The sequence below is a fragment of the Sediminitomix flava genome, from assembly GCF_003149185.1.
In the GTDB taxonomy this organism is placed as follows: Bacteria; Bacteroidota; Bacteroidia; order Cytophagales; family Flammeovirgaceae; genus Sediminitomix; species Sediminitomix flava.
Genome location: NZ_QGDO01000002.1, coordinates 971,526 through 996,070, shown reverse-complemented (window position 1 = coordinate 996,070; position 24,545 = coordinate 971,526). Strand labels below are relative to the sequence as shown.

The following is a 24,545-nucleotide window of genomic DNA, read 5'->3' as shown; positions in this document are numbered from 1 at the left end:
CATCGATGAATCTGTATAGTAGAATATCCCTCCATCACCACTTTAAAAGCCTTGTTCAATCTTTACAGCCAATTTTGTCATCTTATTACATATTTCTATTAGATGTACTTTTTACACTTTGATTAGTTTAACTAAAAATTACAGACAACTACAATTCAATTACTCCTTAAATAGACTATCACAGTATATCGAGATGTATATCATAACTACTTTACTTTCCTATTCAATTCTTCTAAATACAGCTATGCCTTGGGGTGTTATAGGTTTCACTTTTGGACTAATAATCAGTTTGTTTTTGATGTGGAGAATGCGACAGCAACTATTGAAAAAGAAAAAAGAACATGATCTCAATACGTTTAAAATTGGTTTGTATGAGAATGTCAATGATGAACTCAAAACACAGTTGGGTTTGATGATGTCATCTTTGGATAAGCTATTGAAAACTAATTTTAAAAATGGGAAGGATACGCAACATTTACTGATTTCTGAAAACACGAAACGCTTACAGCAGCAAGTAGACCAACTATTAGCTATTCAGAAGTTTGGTACGGAGAAACTAGAGTTAAACAAGACTTTAGCAAACCTTGTAGAATTTACAGAAAAGCGAGTGAGTTCTTTTGAAGTACTTTCAAAATCAAAAAATATAGACTTTGTTTTTCAAACTAATGAGAGCGAGTGTGTTTGTCTGCTAGACTACAATAAGTTTGATAAGATTTTATATAACCTTATCTCTATCGCTTTTGAGCATACACCTGACTTTGGGCGAGTTTCTCTTGAATTACATATTGAAAGAGCATCATTAACTTTAAAACTCAAGGACAGTGAAATAGGAATCCAGACCGAACATTTGAATAAGCTTTTCAATCAGTCAACAACAATTAATCTACTTGAAAAGAAGGAAGATTATGGTTTGGGACTAACGCTCACAAAAGAATATGTAGAACTTCATAAAGGGACGATAGAGCTTGAAAGTAAGATTGGAGAAGGCTGTTGTTTTATTGTTCGTTTACCTTTGGAATATGAGCAAACGGATGTGAAATCGACTATTTTAGCTCCATCAGAAAATGATATTGAGGTTTCGTCAAGTATAAAACACAATAGAAAAACGCCTCTGATTTTAGTTGTAGAAGACAATGACGATTTTCGCTTTTTTTTGACAACCAGTCTGAAAGAAAACTACAGAATCATTGAAGCATCAGATGGTCAGGAAGGTTTTGAACAAGCAATTCGAGAACAGCCCGATTTAATTATTAGTGATTTTGTAATGCCTATTATGAATGGAAATACGCTTTGTAAAAAGCTGAAGAGTGATGCTAAAACAGCTCATATCCCCATCATATTACTTACAGCTCAAACAGAGGAACATTACCAAGTACAAGTTTTTGAGAGCGGGGCAGATCAGTATGTTTCAAAACCGCTAAACTTTGAGGTATTGGAATCAAGAATCAGAAGTTTGTTGACCCAACGTGATCAATTGCAGAAAGCTTTCAGTAAAAAAATAGCTGCTGAACCTACGGAAGTTTCCATTACAAGCATTGATGAACAATTGGTGCAAAAGGCTTTGGAATATGTGGAACAGCACATTTCAAAAACGGATTTGAGTGTAGAAGAACTCAGTTTGGCTTTAGATATAAACCGTGTACAGCTTTACAGAAAAATAACTTCACTTACAGGTAAATCACCTTCTGATTTTATCCGATCAGTTCGTTTAAAAAGAGCTGCTCAACTCTTGAACTCTAGTGAGCTAAATATTTCAGAAATAGCTTATGAAGTTGGCTTTCTAAATCCCAAATATTTTTCTAAATGCTTTAAAGTAGAATACGGAATATCGCCAACTACTTACCTCAATAATCAGAGAAAGAACACTTAATTACACTTATATTTTGATTCCTATGGCCATGCTTTAATCGACATTTTATTTAATTGAAAAATACGTTCAAATAGCCCTTTAAATACTTTTAAGGTCGGTTTGTAACGATTAAATCCCCTTTTTGTAACGCTAGGAATCCCAATATTTTCTCCTTTTATCCTCTTTTTTTTGGAGGAGCCTATAGATTTGTTCTTAATCAGAAATAAGTGTAATAATCACTTTAATTTTCGAATACACATTTATATGATTTTCACCTTAAAAGATGTTTGACTTTACTCTTTTAAAAATGGTACATCAACACACAATGAAAAGAGCTTTAAAAGGAATGATTTCCTATTGCTCATAACAGCGTAAAAACTCAAGAACTTAATTCTTCTTTCACTTATCAGTATCGTCATAATCGAGGGATTGGCCACTCCAAAGATTTCATAAAGCAACGACATGTTTTTGATATTGATTTTGGTTCGAAATACGCATACACACTTTATTCTTTTCTTTTAAAAAACTAAAACACTATTATGAAGACAAGATTACTCGTCTCACATTTTAGGTATGCTGCTATACCTTCATTTTTGAAAGGGAAATCCCTATTCAAACTATTCAGTTGCCTAACACTGACCCTATTTCTTGGTTTTTCAACAGAACTAAGAGCACAAGTTCCTTCCGACTTAATGATAAATTGTAACCAATGGAAAATTACATATCCAGATGGGGCAGAGGATAAAACCCTTTGTGGAGAACCTAACAATGAGTATTTCTATGTAAATAATGCAGGTGATGCCATTGTTTTTTATGCTCCAATAAGAAGTAACAATGGAACTACACCAAACTCTAGTTATATCAGGTCGGAGTTGAGAGAAAGAGAGGCTGATGGAAGTAAAGATATTTATTGGACAACGGAAGGAAGCCATATGCTTTATGTAAAACAAGCCATTACACATTTACCGATAAATAAACCTCACTTGGTCGCAACCCAAATTCATGGAAATAAAGCTGATGGTATAGATGATTCTATGGTAATGCGATTAGAAGGTTCTCATCTTTTCTTATCATTTAATGGTGGAAAACTCAGAGAGGATTTAACGATCAAAACAGACTATAATTTAGGTGATATTCATGAGGTGATCTTTCTTGTGAAGGATGGTTTACATTACTGCTATTATAGTGAAGATGGAAATCTGTTAAATGCATACAACAATGGTACGGCTTCTTCTTATTTGGTAAGAGATGGTGGAAATGATTATGTGATGAATCTAAATTATGACCAGACTTACTTTAAAGTAGGAAATTATACACAAAGTAATGCAGATAGAGAGGGAAGCGATACGGATGACCCAAATAACTACGGAGAGGTTTATGTATATGATTTTACAGTAAGTCATAACGGTGATACTGGACAAAATGTGGCTGTCACAGGCGTATCACTAAGTCCAGCAACGGCTTCTTTAACCGTAGGAGGAAATGAGCAACTTAGTTCAGCAGTAGCACCGTCCAATGCATCGAATAAAAGCGTAAGCTACAGCTCAAGTAATACTGGCGTAGCAACAGTAAGTTCTACGGGTTTAGTCACAGCAGTTTCAGAAGGTACAGCTACAATCACGGTAACGACTACAGATGGTGGGTTTACAGATAGTAGTGTTATTACTGTGAGAGCTGCTTCTACAGGATCAAACGTAGCACTTAATAAATCTGTAACAGGAACAGGTACCCCAGATGGTACAAATGTTCCTGCAAACTTGGTAGATGGAAATCCAGATACTCGATGGTCTGTTTCAGGTTATCCACAATCTGCTACCATAGATTTGGGAGCTGTTTATAGGATTGATGGTACCGAGTTAGTTTGTTATGGAGATAGGGCTTATCAGTATGTTATTGAGGCATCCACAAATGGTAGTTCTTATACAACAATTGTAGACAGAAGCAATAATTCTACTCCAGGTTCAAACAGTGCTCCGATTGTAGATAGCTTTTCAGCAGTAAATGCTCGTTACGTAAAAATTACGGTTTCGGGCGCAGCTAGTTATACAGGAACATGGGTGAGTTTGGAAGAGTTGAGCGTATTGGGTGAGGAAACAAATTCAACTGTATCAGTATCTGGAGTCTCACTTAATTCATCTTCATTGTCTTTATCTGAAGGAGTAACTCAACAACTTTCAGCGACAGTTAGTCCTTCTAATGCAACAAACCAAGGTGTCAGCTATAGTTCAAATAATACTTCGGTAGCCACTGTGAATTCAACGGGTTTAGTTACTGCGGTGTCGGCTGGTTCCGCTACTATTACTGTCACTACAGACGACGGTGGTTATACTTCGACTGCTGTGGTATCGGTCACTTCTAACAATGTAACTGCACCTTATGATATTGCTAAGTTCCAAGCATATTTAGCTGAATGTAAGCTACAATCGCCTTTGAGTGGAACAGAGGCAACTGCTTCGGATATAATGGCAGGTTACTCGTCAAATACATTCTATGTGGTGAATACAGATGAAATCGCATTTTCTCAGTCAAGAGATGCTGCTTCTACGAGCCAAAGAGCTGAATTGAGATATTTGACGAATTGGTACGCAAATAATACAGACCGTACGCTTCATGCAAACCTACGTATCGCTGAACAGACTTGCGATCAACTTACTGTTTTACAAATTCATGATGATGCCAACGAAGGTGTTGGTAATGGCCCAAATAAACCACTCTTGAGAGTGTACAGCAGTGGCGGAACACTTTATGCTGCAGTGAAAACAGATGCAGGAGGAGCCAATACAAGTCATATCAATATGGGTTCAGTTCCTAGTAGCTATTTTGACTGTGATATCAGAATTACATCTGGAAGTATGACTGTTTCTGTAAATGGTACAGAGTACGTAAATATGGATATCTCTTACTGGACATTCCCAAGTTATTGGAAAAATGGCGTCTACTTACAAGATACAGGATCAGCCACAGCTTATTTTAATGAATTGACAGAAACGATTCATAGTAATGGTTCGGGTTCTACAACAAATTTAGCGTTGAATAAAGCCGTTTCAGCATCAAATGAACAATCATCTAATCCAGCTTCAAACTTGGTAGATGGAGATGCCGATAGCCGATGGTCTGCTGAAAACTATTCGCAGTCTGCTACAATTGACTTGGGAGCAGTTTATTCAATCAATAGAACAGAAGTGGTATGTTTCAAAGACAGAGCTTATCAGTACATTATAGAAGTATCTACAAATGGTAGTTCTTATTCAACAATTGTTGATCGAACTAGCAATACAACAGGCGGCTCAAATTCAGCTCCAATTACTGATTCATTCGCAAATGTAAATGCAAGATATGTAAGACTTACTGTAACTGGAGCTAGTGGTTATTCGGGTTCATGGATAAGTATTGAAGAGCTTAGTGTGTTTGGTTCTTCGAATGCGCGCATAGCAACAAGCATTTTATCTCAAGAAGAGGAGGATGTAAATGTTTACCCTAATCCCGCAACAACTTCTCTGAATATTTCGGGTGCGTCAGACTATGACAGACTAGTGATTTATAACGGAAGAGGGCAGGTGATATCTACTTCATCTGATCTTGGAAATACTGTTCGGATAAATACAGAAAACTATGTGTCGGGGCTTTACATTCTAAGGCTTGAAGGACGAGATGGTTCTGTTACTCGAAAGGTCTTAATCAAATAAATTTTAAGAAAGAGGTTGCTTAAGGGTGGCCTCTTTTTTTATGAACAATCATGAATTGAGCTAAGGTTTGTATTTACTTTTTAGAGAAAAAAGCGAAGCATCTGCTATTTAGATATGATCCTTTATGTGATTATTTAAATAGATATTTTTACTAATACGATCTTACGAAGTTTGAATGTGAAGTTTATGAATTGGGTTAAAATTGAAATACTTCATTTTATTTGAAGTGTATATTTTACGTTGTTTTTACACTTCAAAAATACTTCAATACCCTTCAATGTCGCTTAAATACCATATAACCTAATATTTAATCTCTATATTTTTTAACACTAAAGAGAATACTTCTTCATCTTTTAGCTAAGGTTTTGAAGTTGGTTTAAGGCGTAATATCAATAAACTATCACCACAAATATGAAAAACACTAACGTTTATTTTTTTGTACTTTTCCTGACTTTAGTCTGTTTTAGTCATACATCAAAAGCTCAACTAGAATCTCATACTGGCGGATACAAATTTTTAAACATCAAGAAGAATTTTTCAACCACACAGATTACTTCAATTCTTCAAGACAAAGAAGGCTTTATTTGGATAGGAACGGATAACGGTCTGAACAAATTTGATGGTATAGAAAACATTATTTATGAACCCAATGTAGAGCTTGTAGGGGCTTTGACAAATGGGAATATCCAAGACCTTTATGAAGATAAAAAAGGAAATTTGTGGGTAGCTACTTGGGGAGGACTGTTTAAGTATCAGAAGGAGTGTGATTGTTTTGAACATTGGAAACATGAGGAAGGCAATACGAATACTTTGCCTAGTAATATCATTAGTCAGATAGGAGAGGACAGACATGGACGACTTTGGCTAGGAACAGATAAAGGGATTAGCATTTTTGATTTCAATGAAAACAAGTTTATTCATCATGAAGGAAATTTAGATGATGAAACAAAGTTGACTGTAAACTACGTTTGGGATTTTCATGAAGACAAGCAAGGACGAATGTGGATTGCAACGCCTTATGGTTTGAATGTTTATGATGAATCTAAAAATCAGTTTTCACGTTTTTGGGCAAGCCCTTCTCCTAAAACAATAGCAGGGAATAGGATTAGAGATATTGCAGAAGATAAAAATGGAAGACTTTGGATAGCTACTCTTGATGGAGGCTTGATAAGCTTGGATTATAAAAGTGAAAATGAATACCGATTCGATAATGTATCTCATTTTCATAATGCTCACTCAGGCTTAAAGCATCATGCTGCAAGAGCTATAGATATTGATAGTAATGGTGATATTTGGGTTGCACTTGAAAATGGGGGAATTGTTCAATATAAGACGGATGAAAAACGATTTGTAACATACGATAAGACACATAACGATTTCCAAGACTTATCTGTTTGGGACATTCTAGTCGATAAAGAGGATCGAATTTGGTCAGGAACTTATAACAAAGGGTTATGGATGTCCGATCCTCAATCCAATAAGTTTAGTTCTTTTTCTTATCTAGGAAATACCCCTATCAAGTTTGGGAATAATACATTTGTTTCAAAAACAAGCGATGGAGATTTGTATCTAGGAGTCGATAATACTGGGGTGTATCATTTCGATGCCGATAAGAATAAAACAAGCCTTTATCATTCAAAAGCAAAGCCTTCTCAAAAGTTAGTCAATGATGCTATAATAGGCTTATTTGTAGATCAGAATGATAATGTATGGATTGGAAATTGGGGAGCAGGGGTATTTTGGAAGAGAAAAAATGAGAAGGAGTTTCATATTGCACCTATTCATGAAGGGATACATGCGCAAACAGCTTTTTCATTCGATAATGATATCAACAGTAAAGAACACCTTTGGATTGGAGTGTGGGAAGGTGGATTAGTGAGGTTTAATGTCAATACACAAGAAAATAGTATAATAGGATCTGGTGAAAATGGCTTGTCTAGTTATTTGATTACAAGCGTTCGAAGTGGGAAAGGTAATGAGGTTTGGGTAGGTACACAGTACGGTTTGAATAAGGTGATATTTAACTCTGAAGATGATTACAACATCACACAATACACACCAGAAAGTAATGAAGCAAAGTTGAGTCATACTTTGATCAACTACATTTACAAAGATCAAAAAGATCGGATTTGGATTGCTACAAGTGGAGGGCTAAATCTTTATGACAGAGAAAAAGATACATTCTTAATCTTTAACAAAGAGAATGGGTTGAATGTAAATGTAATCAATTCAATCGTAGAAGATGAGCAAGGCTTTTTGTGGTTAGGAACAAACAAAGGTGTTTGTAAGTTAAAGTTTACAGAAAAGGATGGACAGCCTTCTATCTTTTCGGCACATTTCTTTGATGAATATCACGGATTGCAAAATGGTCTTTTTTCACCCTCAGTTCATACCGAAACGAATGGTACAATTTGGATGGCAGGAACAGAAGGTATAAATATATTTCAGCCTAGTCAGATAAAACAAAACCCAAATGCTCATGAGGTATTTTTTACTTCTTTGAAGATTTCTAATCAAGAACAAAAGCTCATTTTTGATGGAGAAAATTATCAGACAATCGGAGTGTCTGATCAATTGGTACTAACTCACGATCAGAATATGATCTCGATAGGGTTTTCTGTGCCCAATTTCACACAAGCGCATAAAAATAAGTTTGCCTATCGGATGATTGGTATTGATGATGGTTGGCAAGAAATCGGAAACCGAAGAAATGTGAATTTCACTACACTTCCAGCTGGCGAATATACCTTGGAGGTCATTGCAGCAAATAATGATGGTGTATGGTATGACACGCCAACTTCATTAGAAATTATAGTTCTTCCGCCTTGGTACAGAACATTGTGGTTTAGGTTAGTTGTGCTTTTTACTTTGGTGAGTCTTTTATTCGGTATATATAGGTTAAGAGTCAATCTGTTAAAGCAACAGAAGGCAGTTTTGGAAGGTACAGTTGAAGAAAGGACGAAGGAATTGGTGAGCCGTCAGAATGAGATTATTGCTCAAAATGAAGAATTAAAACAGTTGAATGAGGAAATTGAATCTAGTAGAAATCATATCGAAGAACAGCATAGACAAATAGAAAGTACCTATCGTGATTTTAGTACAGTTAGTGACATTGGTACTCAGGTTGTAGCGGAGCAACATGTCAGTGATTTACTAACGAAAGTGAGTTCTGGCCTGCGTCAAACTATTCATGCAAAACAAGTTGGGATAGCCGTTCATACCTCAAAAAAAGATGCATTGCGTCTATACCTAAAGGATGGGAATTTAGAAATCACAAAGAACAGAATCAGTTTGAGTGATAACCCTTTACATCAGTTGATCTATAAAGTATATGAGAAGAAGGAGTCAATCAGACTTTCGGGAACAAAATTGCTCAATGAAGTAGGGACTGCTCATTCAATTCAGATGCCAAGCACGTTGATTTATATCCCTCTAATCAGAAAAGAAGAATGTATCGGGATATTTGTGTTACATTCTTCGGGCGAAGATTATACAACTCGTGAGTTGAGAATAGCTGAATCTTTGGCTTCATATATTTCGAGTTCTTTGGAGAATATTAGTGCCTACAAGATTATCAAAGAGAAAAATGAAAGTATCGTTGATAGCATCCGTTATGCAAAAATGATACAAGAGGCGTTAATTAGCAGTAATGAAACCTTTTCCACCTTTTTCAAAGACTACTTTGTTTTTTATCAACCCAAAGATATTGTGTCGGGAGATTTTTACTGGACGTATAAAGTCGATGAAAATACAATTTTTGTCTCTGTTGTAGATTGTACAGGACATGGCGTTCCTGGCGCTTTGATGTCAATGCTTGGTTTTGGAATTCTGAACAAATTGGTCGGTGAACAGCGTATTTATGAGCCTTCAAAAATCTTGGAGTTGATGCATAAAGAGTTAAAGAAAATGCTCAAACAGCAAGAGTCGCAAAATGATGATGGAATGGATTTGGCACTTTGTAAAATTCAAGTTCGAGAAAAGGGGACATATAAAGTCAGCTTTGCAGGAGCAAAGTCTGAAATCTATATCATGGAAGAGTTTAATGAAGAACCTAAAGTAGTGAAAGGTACCCGAAGAAGTATTGGCGGTTGGGGAGCAAAAGAGAATAAAGCCTTTGAGACTGTTGATTTCGATTTAACCGAAGGAGGTTCTTTATACTTGTCTTCAGATGGTTTTGCAGATCAGCACAATCATGAAGGTAAAAAGTTTGGAAAACTAGAATTTCTTAAACTGCTTAAGTTAGTTTCTCATTTACCTATGAAAGAGCAAGAAACGCTTATTAAAAATCAGCTTTCAAACTTTATGAAAAGGCAAAATCAAAGAGATGACATTACAGTGGTAGGTATTCGATGTTTATAAAAAGAAGTCCCTGTTCAAGTGAGTATACTTGGGCAGGGAATTTTATTATTGACCTTAAAAGTGAAATTGTTGGCGAAGCGAATAAATAGATGGTGAATAAGTCTGTGAATTTACCTCTCTAACTTGATGGACAAGGATATACTAAGCACACTCAATTTATTCCTAATATTATTATCGGTTTACCATTTTTTGAAGTCTATATACATTACTTGATACTGTTTTATTTTTCCCTCCTTCTCAATTACAAATTTTGAGATTTATCAATTGGATTAAAGAATATGAATTAAGTTTCATGATAAACTTTAAAAGGTTGGTCTAACTATTTATATTGCAATTATGATTTTACTTAATCCAATAAGTTAAGAATCATTCTTTTATTGCTTAAAGGAAATCTATCACATTTAAGTGTCACAAATTGATACGATAATATGTGTAGAACATTGTTACTGATAAAAAATACCGAAATGAAAAACTCAAATACTATACTCATTGCATTACTCTTATTCTGTTTAGCTTGTAAAGAACAGCCTTCAAATACGGCAGAATCAAGCTTGGTTGAAAACCATGAAAGAAAAGCAGAGCAGTTGCATAAAATACCGATTCTAAATTTTGCTACATTCCACTTCGGAAGTACTTCTGATGCAATGTCAACTGAATTTGATGAACACAGTGAAAAAAATCGAAAAGAAGCACATGAAATTGCAAAGAAGTTATCCGAATTCAAGCCTACAGTAATACTGGTAGAGTTGATACCTGAGCGTAATGAAAAATTACTAAGTCAATATGGTAAATACCTTTCTAATCCTAAGATGGATTTTAAATCCCCGTCGGAAGTAGAGTTACTAGCTTACGAGTTAGGTCGAATAAGTGGGGTGAAAAGAATCTATGGAATAGATCATAAGATGGAATATAACTACCGCATAGGAAGTGAGATCATCAATCAGGTAGATTCAGTTTGGTATAATAAATACTATCAGAATATTCCAAGCTTTTATCCAAACATCAATTTCAATGAGGAGAGTCTAAGTTTATTAGATCGATTGAAAACGACTAATAGATCGGAGTACCTAGATTTATTGATTGCCATAAACGCGGATATGCTAACACATGCTGGAAGTGAAAATGGCTTTGAAGGAGCCGATGAAGCAAGTAAATTCTATCAACGAAATTTAAGAATGTATTCGAACCTAAACCGGATAGAATTGAATGAAGATGATCGAGTATTTATCCTAATGGGAGGAGCTCATACCGCCTTTTTCAGAGACTTTATCAATAGAAGTCCGAAGTATAAAATGGTTGATACTTTTGAATATTTGAATTAGCGAAAGAGCTATAGCACAGGTAGCCTACTAAGTAAGCTACCTGTGAATTTATCACTCCAAAACTAGCAAAAACTAATTTGTTAACTATGTTTATAGCATTTCTGATTTCCGAGATTCAGAAAATAAAATTCTTGCTTTAATAGCAATATTACCAACTCCAATCGTTGATAATGGGATAATCTATTTTGATGAATCAAATGGATATCTCTATGCTTATAAACTGTGATTATGGATTTAATTAAAGAAATATTTCTGAACAGATATGGTTTATCTACAGCCAACTTTGACTTTTTAAACTCCTTGATGACAGAGTATACCAAACGAAAAGGAGAACTTTTAATCAGGAAAGAGGAAGTACATCATTCGGTTTATTTTATCAAAAAAGGAGCTGTCAGAAGTTATTATATCAATGAAGATGGAAAAGATATTACCCATTGGTTCGGATTTGAAGGGGATATTGTGGCTTCGTTGGGGAATTTCATCGGAGGAAAACCATCACTTGAAAATGTAGAACTGATAGAAGATACCGTTCTACTCAAGATAGATCAATCCAAATTACTGGAGTTGTATTCCACGAACCTTGAGTTTGCCAACTTCGGGAGAAGGTTAGCCGAAAATGCATTATTGGAAATGGAAGAGCAGATATTACTGTCTCAAGTTTTAGATGCAAAAACCAGATATTTATCCTTGATTGATAAATTCCCACAGATTCTTCAGCGAGTAAAGCTTGGGCACATTGCCTCTTACCTTGGTATTACCCAAGTAACACTAAGCCGTATCCGTTCTCAGCGATAATTGCTTTTTTAACATAGGTAAAAAGAAAGCTTTTTACCCTAAGCTAGCTTTGTACTGTTATCAAAAAATACAGTTCAATATGGCTTGGATCTATTTATTATTATCAGGATTATTTGAAGTCGCTTTTACTACTTCCATGAAGTTTTCTGAAGGCTTTTCCAATTGGAAAGGTGTACTAGGCTTCTTTGTATTTGGAGCTTTGAGCTTCGGCTTTTTGCTTAAATCTATGCAAACTATTGATATGGGAACAGCTTATGCCGTTTGGGCAGGGATCGGAGCTAGTGGTACTATATTGATGGGATTAATCCTATTTGACGATGTATTAAACTGGAACAAACTTTTGTTTCTATCCTTCATCGTTATCGGAATAATAGGGATCAAACTAAGCAATTAAAAAATTATCAAAATGAAAGAAATCACAATCATTGGAGCAACGGGAGTATTAGGTTCTTCCATTACAAAAAAGTTAAGTCAAAAAGGCGTTCGAGTAAAGGCTGTTGTAAGAGATATCAACAAAGCAAAAAAGTTATTACCAGAAACGGTTGAGATTGTATATGGTGATGTTTCTGATAAATCAAGTCTTAAAGAAGCTTTAGTAGGTTCAGAAACTATATATTTAAACTTAAATACAACTACATGGGATGAAAATGCGCCATTTCACCCAGAAAGGGAAGGGATCATAAATGTCATAGATGTCAGCAAAGAACTAGGAGTAAAACATATCATGCAAATTGTAGGTATAGATTTGTCTAATCCTGAGTTTGCAACTAAGGGTATGATTTATAAAACGAATTTGATTAGAAAACCAGCAATCGAGCACATGAAAAAGTCGGGGATAAATTATACCTATCTACATTGCTCTGTTTTTCTAGATTCGTTCCCAACATTTATTCAAGGTGAAGAATTTGCCATTATCGGTAATCATCAATACCCTGTTTATTTTACCAACACGATAGATTTGACTGAAAACATTTACAATACTATTGGAAATGCGAATGCCTATAATCAATCGTTTACCATTCAAGGTAGAGAAGGAATAAGTTTTTCTGAAGCTGCCCAACGATTTTTGAGTGTTTATGCTCCCGACAAGAAAGTTTCAGAATATCCAATGGAAACTATAAAACACATTGGGCTTCCAAGTGAAGAGGACGAACAGTTTATGGAACATATGTTGACTTATGTGGAGCAGTTAAAAGAAGAGCAAGTTTCTCATTCAACATGGGAGATATTAGGTGAACCTAAGCTATCTATAGAAGAATTTGTAGAAACACTATTGAAGTAAGAATGAACAACAAAGCATAAAGAGCATTAAAAGCTTTCTATGCTTTGTTGTTTTTCTAGCTAAGTAGTTTATCTGTGTATCATTGATTATATTCAAACCATAAGTTTAATGATGCTACTTCGTTAGAAAAGTATTTAAAATAGAAGCAGAAATCAGCGATAGTTACTTTTATGAAGTAGTTTACACTCTAGTGTTTTTGTGTTGTATCAAAAATACATTCTGAAAAATGAGACCAAAGGAACTGATTGAAAAGAGGGTTGACATATTCAATGAAGGAGATGCTGCTAAAATTGCGGAACTATACCATTGGGATGCTATTAATCATCAAGTAGCGAATAAGGCTATTGAAGGAAGAAATGCGATCAAAGAAATGTTTTCGATGGAATTCAGTACTGCTGATATGACTTGTATTCCGGAAAATATATTTGAGGATGGTGAATAGGTGATTTTAGAATGGAAAGACCCTTTAGGACTAAGAGGTTGTGGTTTTTTTCAAGTGATTGATGGTAAAATTAAATTTCAGCGTGGGTATTGGGATAAATTGTCATTTTTAAGAATACACAATCTACCGATTCCAGCGGAATAAAAAGATATAAAACGAACTTATAACAAGGAGTAAACAAGAATAGAAAAGTAGTATGATCAAGTTTCCAATAGAAAAGGATTGTAGGAAGGCGGTTGATAACATCAAGTAAATTGGGTTTTATAGATTTGTTTTAAACTAATTTGAATCTAAAATGAAATATATTTTTTTAATCTTATTTTTAGCGGTAACTGCTAAAGGATTTGCACAAAAAACAGAGATACCTATACCGCCAAATTGTAGATATTTATACGGTAATATTTTTATTGATGAAATTGAAATCGCTAATATCAATTGGTTGGAATTCTTACATGGTCTCAAAAAAGATTCAACTTTAGAGGCCTATGCTAAAAATATACCTGACACGACAGTACATACAAAAGAATTTGTAATAAGTAATTCCACTGAAATCCCGTACATTGAGAATTACCTTAGATACCCAGGTTTTAGATTTCATCCTGTGGGAGGTATTACGTATGAGCAAGCCGTAAACTTTTCAAAATGGCGCTCAAGTATTGTTACCAAAAAGATTTATCGTGAAATGGTGAAGAATGAACGCAAAAATTCTTCATTACCTGATTCGATTTGGTACTTTAACTTCAGGCTGCCCACAGAAGAGGAATGGGAGTATGCCGCTTCGGGTGGGAGTGATTTAGATTCTCTTCCTTATGGAGTGGATGATCTTTACGAAGAGCTAGTCATAAAAAGAGCAAAATTCAATTATTGTAGCACAGATTCGTCAATGACCTTTAAAGAATTTAAAAAGCTACACAAGCTTTACAAAGATCGAACTATGGCTCCAAGGTTCGTCGCAATTGTTCCGCCTAAGAAGGGGTTTCCAGAAATATACTATTCAGGAATAATAGAAGAATACATTCCAGATAGAACAGATTGGATTTATGAGTTTTCAGAAAATGGATTTGGCCTCTATAATATGATTGGGAATGTCTCTGAAATGGTTGAAGAGAAAGGGATTTCAAAAGGCGGAAATTATTTACTCCCAATAAGTGACTGTAAAATTAGAGATCGGCAATACTATGAAGAACCTCATTCGTGGGTCGGTTTTCGAAATATTTGTGAGGTTTATAAGATTCCAAACCCTTACAAATGACAATCTAAGGTTAATTCGATGCTTTTCAATTCACACAATTGAGACAGCGTAGATGTACTTTACCAAAAACATTATGTACAAGGACTTGATTTTGAGTTTAATGATCGATTTTAATCTGTGTTTTTTTAATCAGTAAAAAGTGGTCTTCATTCATAATTTTACGTTATTCAATTGATAATTAATGCGCTACATTTGTGAAGTCTTAAAAGAGAATTGGATAGCTTTCTACTGAAGTGATAAATTAAATGTAGCTCAAAGAAATCTCGTCCTCGAAGAATAGGAGGACGAGTATAGGTTTTTCAATGCTTAATATTTCAATTTAGTCCAAAATATCTATCATTAAGCACGTTCGATTTCTTGTGCACCTTGTATGGCTCCAAGTGCCTCAAAAACATCTTCTTGATCATTTTTATTGCTCCAGCCCATTTTACGGAGTTCTGTACGAACTTCATCTTCTGTTTTGTCTTTGATAAAGTGATAAGTTGCAAACTCTACAACTTCTTCAGGGACTTTTTTGATAATATAATTTATACAATTTACAGCAAGTCGGTAGTTCCCAACGGTATACGTAAACCATAATTGAAAAGCCCAACTAATTAGAAGACCTATCCAACCTGTGTTGATGGATTTAATGAGAAGTCCTGCACTTAGTCTTACTTTCATATATTCCAAAAAACCGATTGGCTCATAGTTGTTGATATTTAAGATGAGGTGATACTGGAAATACTGATTTAGTACATAAGTCAGTCCCACCATTCCCATTAGTAAATAGCTAAGTTTGTCTATTTTTGTATAAGTACTCAGCTGAATAAGGAATTTTAGCACGAAGCCAAAAAGCATTGCTACACCTAGTTCAAACAATCCGATGATATAAATTCCTTTAATCGAAATAAATGCAAGTACAAATGCTGTGAGGGTAGCAGTGATTAGACCTCCGGCCACAGGAATCCAGAATTGAGGCGTTTGTCTTTTTTGAGGTTGAGGTAAACTTTCAGGAACCTCATAATCGTCCCAATTTTTTTCTCTTTCTACTTCTTTTTCTAATTCTTCAAGTCCTGCTTGATCGTACTCTTTTTCAGTTTCTTGAAGGGCATGTATAAATAGTTTGACCCTTTTAGAGTTTCTACCATTGTCCCAAACTTCACTTCCGAGTGAATTACTTATGACTTTTGCTTTCCCATATTCATAACTGACTGTAATCTTCTCAGTCCACTGATTCATTTTATTTGAATACTTAGCCTCTGCTATCAATTCATCAACAAACACAACATCCCAACCTAATTTCTCAAATGTTTTGATAACAATAGGAATGAATATACTCTTCTGAAGCTTAGTATGTGTTATCTCTTCATATTTTGGACTCCAGCTAAAACTTGATTTCTTCTTGATTGTTTTTTCGTATGCTTTTAACTCTTCAGTCATTGCCTTTCCTTGTTTTAGAATAAAAAATCTAATATGTTTGATTTCAAAATAAGGAATTACAACTAAAGCCGTCAATTTTTCTCTTTAAGAAAACTAAATAGTACTTCATTCATCGTTTTATCCATTCAGATATTGTACTTGCTTACTATATTCATACTAAAGGTATTGTCTAATTTTAAAAAAGAATTAACTCTTCGAACTGTTTATTATTGATGTTGTATGGATGAGTTAGGTGAAATCAGATAAGTATAATTGTAGTGGCTATGTATATTAATAATAAGGCTAAAATGGAATTGAAGACAAGAGAAAAGGTTTTATTCTCAAAGTATGATGATAGTGTAGTTCCAAGTATTGCCCATATGGAAGTACAAACAAAGGCTAAAGCGGAAAGAAAAATAGCAGAGCTGACAACTCTTATATTTGAACCTCCTATCAGTTGGGTAAAAGAAGAGTAGATTGTAACCCCGTAGAGGATAACTTTGGGATTGATAAGCTGTAATCCGAAGCCCGTTATGAATGAATAGTTTTTATTTAGACTTTTATTTTTTTTGTTTTTCACATTGATAAAAGGAATAAAAGCTAGATACAAAATATAAACAGCACCAAACCATTTGATGACACTAAACAAGTTGTCGTTTTGGGATGTGAAATAAGATGTAAATGAACCCGCAATTAGCATAATCACGAAGAAGCCGACTGAAATACCTAAAAGATAAGGAACAGTCTTCTTATAACTTAACTGTATCCCTGCAGAGGTCGCAGTAATATTATTAGGTCCGGGTGTAATTGTTGTCACAATTGCATAGCTTAGAAACGGAAGGAGTAATGCTTGATTCATACGAGATTTTGTTTTCTAAATAATAACTTTGCAATAATAAATTGAATCAAAGGACAATTCAATAAGTCACAAAATTGTTACCTACCTATGAGCAGTGAAAGGAAAGAAAACTCTACAGATAATATTAACCGTAATGAACTACTCATTACGTGCCCATTTATGAGAGCTTTAACAATGATAGAGGGTAGATGGAAACTTGTAATTATTTGCCGGTTGAGAGATCATGGAAATCAAAGTTTTTCAGGATTCCAAAAGTTGATTCCTAATGCGTCAAAGAGAATGTTGGCAAAGGCATTGAATGAATTGGTGGCTGATAATATTGTACATAAACAGAAATCGAATTCATACCCAATTTCGACATCGTATTCTTTATCTGAACACGGTATCAACTTGTTACCAGTTATTGAACAACTAAAAGAGTGGGGATTAAAAGTAAAACCTCAAATCGAACCAATATATTAAGTAGTACTTTGTTGTGCGAATATATAACTATAGCTAAGTTATAAGTTTGAATTTATATTAGCTATATTTACATCGGGTCAAGTATTCAAATTTATTTTTTCTTCCTATGGAACTTTTTGCATCTTTTCTTCAAAATTCAAGATTATATTTTATTCTTCTTGGAATCTTTTTTTCATCAGCTATTTGTAAACAGACTTACGCTCAAGTTCCTTTGTCTGGGACAGGAGAGGCTGATACTCCGTATTTGATTGAGAACTTAGAAGATCTTCGTTGGATTTCAGAAGGAGGAAGTGATAGTACTGATAACCAAACTAGGTGGTCTTATCATTATAGAATGGTAAATGATATAGATGCTGCGGATACTAAAGATTGGAATGAAGGAGAGGGCTTTAGCCCTATAGGAGCTGATGGAAATGCATTTACAGGAGTATTTGATGGTGCAGGAAATACTATTTCGAACTTGTATATTAATCGACCAAACTCAGAAAATGTAGGGTTTATATCTTCTGCGTGGTTAGGTTCAAAAATTGAAAACATAGGGCTAATAAATCTGGATATTACAGCACGAAAATATATAGGTGGCTTAGTGGCAAACCCCAACAATTCGGTAATCGAAAATTGCTTTACTCATGGAAAAATAAAAGGACAGTCACATATTGGTGGACTTTGTAATTATGCCTTTAGATCATCACTGATAAACTCTTTTTCCAATGTCAACATTACAGGAAATAACGATATAGGAGGGCTGCTCTGTAGTATTGGCAGCAGTACGCTAAAATACTGTTATGCTTCGGGACAAATTAATGGTAAATCTGATTTAGGGGGCATCGTCGTAAATCGAAATAAGTCATCTGTTTCTAGTACTTATTGGGATAAAGAAACAACAGGTGTGGCCACATCGGAGTTATCAAATGATGAATTTGGATTAGTTACTGAAGCTTTCGCAGATATAGACCATTTCTATGACTTTGACTTTTCAAATCATTGGGAAATTGCCTTACTTACAGAGCTTGACAGTGTCCACCGTCCATATCTGAAATCCTTTCTATATGATAAATCTATTAAGGTATTTCCTAGTATCCCAAATACTACTCAAACCATTTCGGGGAATGGTGAGACACAAGTAGGAGCTGAAGTAAATCTTCATTTTACCCCAAAGTCTGGTTATAGATTCATTGCTTGGGAAACAAAAGGTGGAGAAGAACTATCCTCTGAAAACCCTTATTCTTTCACCTTTGAAGAGAATTCTCCTACAGACTATATCGCAAAAGTAGAAGAGTCTTATTCTTTTGAAGGAGGAAATGGTTCAGTTCATGCTCCTTACCAAATCGCAAGTTTAGAACAATTGGCTTATTTGTCTAATGTGGAATCTCTTAGAAAAAATAAGTATTATGAACTGATCAACGATATTGATGCTAGTCCAACTAAGGAGTGGAATAATGGTAAAGGGTTTAAACCTATTGGCTATTTAGACACACTATCATTTAATGGTAATTATCATACAATAAAGGGTTTATATATTAATAGAAAAGAGTCTTATGTTGGGCTTTTTGGTTTTTTACGTCAAGGAGAAATCAAGAATGTGAGGTTAGAAGATTGTGAAATATACGGAACAGACCTTGTGGGTGGACTTATAGGGTATTTTAGTGATAGTTATGGGCATTCAACCATTCAGAATTGTGAGGTGTCAGGAAAAATTACGGCAAAACATTTTGTTAGTGGTGGTATTGCAGGCAGTCTTTATAATACAGATATCATAAACTGTTATTCTTTCGCAGATGTGTTGGGTAAAGAAGTAGTAGGTGGAGTAGTAGCTAGTATAGGTGGAGAAGGCCTTATGAAGAACTGTTATGCTGCAGGTCTTGTAGAAGGAGAAGATCGAGTAGGGGGAATTCTTCCAACAATTGATAAAGAGTTGATACAATATAGTTATTGGGATTCAGAAACGACGACACAACCTAAAGAACTATCTAATACAGCCATAAATAAAGGTCTTCTGACCCCAGAATTTGCTGATCCGAGAAACTTTAAAACTTGGGATTTTGATGCTGATTGGGAAATTCGAACAGTTGGCGAACATCAACGCCCTGCGCTGATGGGTTTTTACTATGACCGTATATTGCAAGCATCATCTAACAGACCTGAAGGCATCAAACGTGTACTGGGGATTGGTGGAAAGAATATTGGAGATACCGTTAAAATTGAAGTGATTATTAGTGGAGGTTTTAGGGTAAATCAACTCACAGATGAGCACGGTAACACGCTTTCTAATACTAATGTTTATGAATTTGTTTTACAAAACGACTCTCCTACACAGTTCTATATTCATTTAGAAGAAGATATTTCTTTTGCTGGTGGTACAGGTACAAGAAATAATCCTTATCAAATTGAAAATTTAGCACAACTTGAGCAATTGAGTTATTTTCCTCATTTATGGAATCAACATTTTATATTGATAGATGATATAGATGCGTCTTCTACGGCTTTTGCAAATAAAGGAGCAGGATTTAAACCTATCGGACAAATAGAACCGTTCTTTACAGGAAGTTTTGACGGAGGTAATCATATAATCAAAGGATTAACTATTTATCGTCCCCTAGATTCAGAGATAGGTCTGTTCGGTAAAATTGTAGGAGGAGAAGTTGTAAATCTAGGAATGGAGAATGTCGCTGTCTCAGGAAGTAAGTTTGTAGGAGGTTTAGTTGGGTATTTTGATGAGGGGACATTAAACAGCAGTTATGTAACTGGAACTGTTTCGGGAGAAGAATACAACATTGGGGGAATCTTAGGGGCTTGTTCGGAGGTGAATTTCTCAAATTGTTTTTCAAATACAGAAGTGACAGGTGATCGTTCTGTTGGAGGGCTTGTTGGCTCACTTTGGAATTGGACTGTTCCTATCTATAACTTATACCAAATAGGAGCTGTAAAAGGAAGAGACAACTATAACGCTGGTCTTATATCTGGAAATTATTACAATACCGACAAAGGTCATCATGTCTATCATACAAATTATAACGCTGAAACAGAGTATACTCCTTATGTATACCCGATAAATGGGTTAGAAGCTGACGAATTCTCAGACCTAAATAACTTTGTGGATTGGGATAAATTTGATCAATGGGAAGTAAGGCTTATCAATGATATAGATAGTGTATCGAGACCATACTTGAAAAGATTCCTATATCATAATTGGCTAGATGTATCTACAAATTATGAAATGGGAATAGAAAGAATAACAGGAACGGCTCTTTTAGAGGAAGGAGGTGAGTATACAATTGAAGCTATATTGAAACCTGGTTATACTTTTGAAAAGTGGATTGATGGAGAAGGAAATGAGTTGAGTACTACAAATCCTTATGCCTTTACGTATACTTCGACAAGTTCAACTAAGCTTATCGCAGTATTGAGCGAGTCTTATCAGTTTGATGAAGGAACAGGAGATGAAAATTCACCTTATCACATCACAACGGTTGAGCAGCTTCGTTATTTAGCAAATAATTCATCTCTTTGGGATAAGCATTTTATTTTGATGAATGATTTAGATCTCAGTGAATCAAACCAATGGGATAATGGGCAGGGTTTAAGTCCTATTGGTCATTTAGGAATTCCTTTCTCAGGATATTTTGATGGCAATGAACACTTTATTAAGAATTTGTATATAAATAGACCTAATAAATCTTTTGTGGGCTTATTCGGGTATTTAAAAAATGCAACAGTGAATAAATTGGGGCTTACAAATACCACAGTTACAGGAAAGAACAAGGTTGGTGCAATTGTCGGAGAACTCTATGATGCTGAAGTAAGTGAGTGTTTAGTTCATGGCGAGGTACATGGACAATTAGATGTTGGAGGTATTGTAGGTGCAACAGTCAGAGATCAAAGCTCGGTGCGTTTGTATACCTCTCAAGCTTTAGTAGATGTACATGGAAAACAACAAGTAGGAGGAGCTGTAGGTAGACATACATCTTATCAGACTCTTTCTTTGAGTAGAGTGTATGCTGCTGGTATAGTCTCAGGAGAAGAGCCTCTAGGTGGTATTGTTGGGGCTACAAGTAGTACACAAGAGTTATATAGTTGGGGTTCATATTGGGATGTAGACTATTCAGGAGTTACAAATACAGTAGATAAGGCGGAAGGGCTTTCTACGGAGGATTTCTCAGATTTAGCGAACTTGTCCGGCTTTGATAGTACTTCATGGATTATTGCGACCAAGACAGAATTTGATCAAGTTCCTCGCCCTTATTTATATTGGCTATTCCCAAAAATTACGGCAAGTTCTTCAAATGTAGGATGGGGAAAAGTAGAAGGGGAAGGTCATTTCCTTGAAGGTTCTGAAGTTCAATTAGTATCAATGCCAGAAGAAGGCTTCTATGTCAAAGAATGGTTATTGAATGGGGAGGTTGTCGGAACAGATAGTATTCTTACTATTAATGTAACTGATGACGCACACTATGAGGCTGTATTCGATAGAGTTACTCTAGATATAGATATAGAAGTAATAGGTAACGGATATGTTTCATTAAGTGATACAACATTAGATTATGGCAGTTCATTGACGCTTAATATTGAAGCCAATGATCAAAACTATGAACTAAAAGAAGTTATTGTAAATGGGAATTCATTAGGAGAAATCTATTACTATAATTTTTGGGGTATAAAGGAAGACTTACATATTAAGATTGAATTTAAAGAACTCGAATTATTCAATGTGAAAATTGAAGTTGAAGGACATGGGAATGTCTCAATGAGTGATACGGTTGTGCATTATGGAACACCATTATTTTTTGAGTTTACTCCTGATGAAGGGTATGAACTAAATGAGGTTATTTTAAATGGAGATACCTTAGATAACAGTTTATATCTGAATGTGTGGCAGGTAACTGAAGATCAGAATTTAAAGGTTGGCTTTAGGGAAATTGTTACTTCAGCAGAAAATAAGAATGAAATTAAAGTCTTTCCAAACCCAGTATCTGAAGGAAAATTAACACTTCAAAATATTCCTTTTGGATCTGTTGTGGTATTATTTGATGTTTCTGCTCGTGAAGTCTTTAGAAAGGAGGTAAACAAAGAGGAAGATTATATCAATACAATGTCACTTCCAATTGGAGTATATTATTTGATAGTAAAACCTCGAGATAGTGAGAAGGGCTTTGCTCAGAAAATTATCATAGAATAAAAGATCGTCCTTCATAAGGCTCAATAAAAGATATCTTGACCAGTCTTTTTATTTCAAAAATAAGATTGGTCAAGATAATTTATTTAACGGGTGTGTAAATACTGATCTTAAAATCGTAGTGATAACTTCTTAAAGTCTCAAACTATGCTTTTGGATTAACTTGAAAACGGAGTACAGTTTTAAGTTTTTCTTCGGGTACTTTTCGAAAATCAGAGAGGTAAATTTCTCTGTGTATTTTAGATTTTCTTGCTAGGTTCGATTCTTTGGAATAATTTTCCATTTGCTCAAAGCTTTTAGGCTCGTTATCATAACTACCAATATGAAGCATCTGAATGGATTTTCCATCACAAATACTTTCAAATCGAATTTGATCTAAGAGATGATGTGGTTTCATTTGTTTGGTAGTTTCTAGAGTATTTCAGTAAAGAAAGTATGATCAGTGAAATCGGGTTGTCTGATCATAAGAGGATATTCAGTGAACTGTGTTGAATTGAGGTTGAGTAATAAACTTAGTGTCTCTGCAGTACATTAATTATGAGTGAATAAGAAAAGAAATTTGGGCGTTAGCGTAGCAAAATAAGTACAAGCGTAAAGTAGTCTGAAGATACCGTTTAAGAGTTGATTGAGGAATAAAAGCTAACGGTTAGTATAAAAGATGAGTGTTAGTTTTTGGATGCCACTTCAGTTAATATCTACTTCACGCACTTGGTAAAAATCACATTATCTCCATTCCACATATCACTCTCGGGCAGAATATCATCAAGGAATTCGATGTTTTGAAAATGATGCTGCTCTAACAGCTTTGCAAGATCATCTTCGGAAAAGAAGTGTGTCCAAAATCGATAAGTTTCTATTCCTTCTTTTTCATTAATAATAATATGCTGCGACAGAATGACTTTTTCTTGTTCATAAAGAAATGATTCGGATAGGGCTAAATATGGCGTTCCCCTCCAAAATCCTTTTTCACTAGATTCCCAAGACTTTGGTGACAGTTTATCTTTAAAGTCCTTATCTTTTAATACATCAAAAATGAAAACTCCACCCTTCTTTAGTGCACGATAGCAATTCGCTAATAGCTGTTCTCTTTCTATAGGAGATAGCACCCCCATATCCGTATAAATCATGACAATCAGATCATACTGTTCTTCACCTAAGTCTGCATCCAAATAACTAACATTTTTGTAGTCAATTGCTAATCCGTTCTCTTTTGCAGATTGAGATGCGTAAGCTATGGAGTTTTGAGATATATCGATTCCTGTAACCTTATGTCCATTTTTAGCAAAAAGCTCAGTGTATAAGCCCGGACCACAACCAAGGTCTAAGATATTTAACGCTTTACCGTCAGTTTGGTCTTCTAAAATCCAATTGATTGTTCTTTCTATGGTAGCCTTTTTACGGCTTGCCACATCGATATCCGGATTCAAGTGAATCTGAAGAAGTTGTTTGGAGATATAAGGGTCTGTCCACATAAAAGCCGAACCTTTCTCATAAAGCTTAGGTGCTTCTGAAAGTTTAGCGATATCTTCTATTTTCATTTTCATCTCTATTGATCAAAAAGCAAAGATACTTTTCCTCCTTTTAGGGAGATTGAATTACTTCCATTCATTAACAAATGAATACTCCCTTTTGTGCTCGCCGATATGGAATATTGTTCAATTCT

The 24,545-nt window shown here is 34.9% G+C and carries 15 protein-coding genes; 11 read left to right on the top strand and 4 right to left on the bottom strand.

Annotated elements, in window-relative coordinates:
* The first annotated feature begins 193 nt into the window (after positions 1-193).
* From BC781_RS11140 to BC781_RS11100, 9 genes are all read left to right on the top strand, one after another.
* On the top strand, positions 194-1,870 hold the full coding sequence (locus BC781_RS11140; RefSeq protein WP_109617573.1) for a hybrid sensor histidine kinase/response regulator transcription factor: 1,677 nt from the start codon (positions 194-196) through the stop codon (positions 1,868-1,870).
* A 518-nt stretch (positions 1,871-2,388) separates the two neighbouring features.
* On the top strand, positions 2,389-5,535 hold the full coding sequence (locus BC781_RS11135) for a polysaccharide lyase family 7 protein (RefSeq protein WP_109617570.1): 3,147 nt from the start codon (positions 2,389-2,391) through the stop codon (positions 5,533-5,535).
* Positions 5,536-5,946: 411 nt separating this feature from the next.
* On the top strand, positions 5,947-9,894 hold the full coding sequence (locus BC781_RS11130) for a two-component regulator propeller domain-containing protein (protein WP_109617568.1): 3,948 nt from the start codon (positions 5,947-5,949) through the stop codon (positions 9,892-9,894).
* Positions 9,895-10,358: 464 nt separating this feature from the next.
* The gene (locus BC781_RS11125; RefSeq protein WP_211323725.1) at positions 10,359-11,216 is read left to right on the top strand and encodes a DUF5694 domain-containing protein; all 858 of its coding nucleotides are present in this window, start codon (positions 10,359-10,361) and stop codon (positions 11,214-11,216) included.
* A 228-nt stretch (positions 11,217-11,444) separates the two neighbouring features.
* Positions 11,445-12,011 carry a Crp/Fnr family transcriptional regulator gene (locus BC781_RS11120; RefSeq protein ID WP_109617566.1) on the top strand — a complete coding sequence of 189 codons (567 nt, stop codon included), beginning with the start codon at positions 11,445-11,447 and terminating at the stop codon, positions 12,009-12,011.
* A gap of 79 nt (positions 12,012-12,090) precedes the next feature.
* Positions 12,091-12,405: a DMT family transporter gene (locus BC781_RS11115; RefSeq protein ID WP_109617564.1), complete on the top strand. Its 315-nt coding sequence runs from the start codon at positions 12,091-12,093 to the stop codon at positions 12,403-12,405.
* A 12-nt stretch (positions 12,406-12,417) separates the two neighbouring features.
* Positions 12,418-13,293: an SDR family oxidoreductase gene (locus BC781_RS11110; protein WP_109617562.1), complete on the top strand. Its 876-nt coding sequence runs from the start codon at positions 12,418-12,420 to the stop codon at positions 13,291-13,293.
* A 226-nt stretch (positions 13,294-13,519) separates the two neighbouring features.
* Positions 13,520-13,735, top strand: a complete 216-nt coding sequence (locus tag BC781_RS25735) for a nuclear transport factor 2 family protein (protein WP_245935610.1) — start codon at positions 13,520-13,522, stop codon at positions 13,733-13,735.
* A gap of 295 nt (positions 13,736-14,030) precedes the next feature.
* Positions 14,031-14,987: a formylglycine-generating enzyme family protein gene (locus BC781_RS11100; protein WP_109617560.1), complete on the top strand. Its 957-nt coding sequence runs from the start codon at positions 14,031-14,033 to the stop codon at positions 14,985-14,987.
* 339 nt (positions 14,988-15,326) lie between these two features.
* Here the strand turns inward: BC781_RS11100 and BC781_RS11095 are convergent, their stop codons facing one another.
* A complete protein-coding gene (locus BC781_RS11095) occupies positions 15,327-16,409 on the bottom strand; it encodes a hypothetical protein (RefSeq protein ID WP_109618012.1) in 1,083 nt (360 codons plus the stop codon).
* Positions 16,410-16,647: 238 nt separating this feature from the next.
* Positions 16,648-17,247 carry a LysE family translocator gene (locus tag BC781_RS25865; RefSeq protein WP_109617557.1) on the bottom strand — a complete coding sequence of 200 codons (600 nt, stop codon included), beginning with the start codon at positions 17,245-17,247 and terminating at the stop codon, positions 16,648-16,650.
* A gap of 87 nt (positions 17,248-17,334) precedes the next feature.
* Between BC781_RS25865 and BC781_RS11085 the strand changes: the two genes are divergently transcribed.
* Entirely contained in the window at positions 17,335-17,709 is a 375-nt protein-coding gene (locus BC781_RS11085; RefSeq protein WP_211323723.1) for a winged helix-turn-helix transcriptional regulator, read from the top strand.
* 106 nt (positions 17,710-17,815) lie between these two features.
* Positions 17,816-22,885 carry an InlB B-repeat-containing protein gene (locus tag BC781_RS11080; RefSeq protein ID WP_109617555.1) on the top strand — a complete coding sequence of 1,690 codons (5,070 nt, stop codon included), beginning with the start codon at positions 17,816-17,818 and terminating at the stop codon, positions 22,883-22,885.
* Positions 22,886-23,027: 142 nt separating this feature from the next.
* On the opposite strand, the gene BC781_RS11075 is transcribed toward BC781_RS11080, so the two are convergent.
* On the bottom strand, positions 23,028-23,279 hold the full coding sequence (locus tag BC781_RS11075) for a GyrI-like domain-containing protein (protein WP_109617553.1): 252 nt from the start codon (positions 23,277-23,279) through the stop codon (positions 23,028-23,030).
* Positions 23,280-23,577: 298 nt separating this feature from the next.
* Positions 23,578-24,426, bottom strand: coding sequence for a class I SAM-dependent methyltransferase (locus BC781_RS11070; RefSeq protein ID WP_109617551.1), 849 nt, complete (start codon positions 24,424-24,426; stop codon positions 23,578-23,580).
* Between the last annotated feature and the right edge of the window lie 119 nt (positions 24,427-24,545).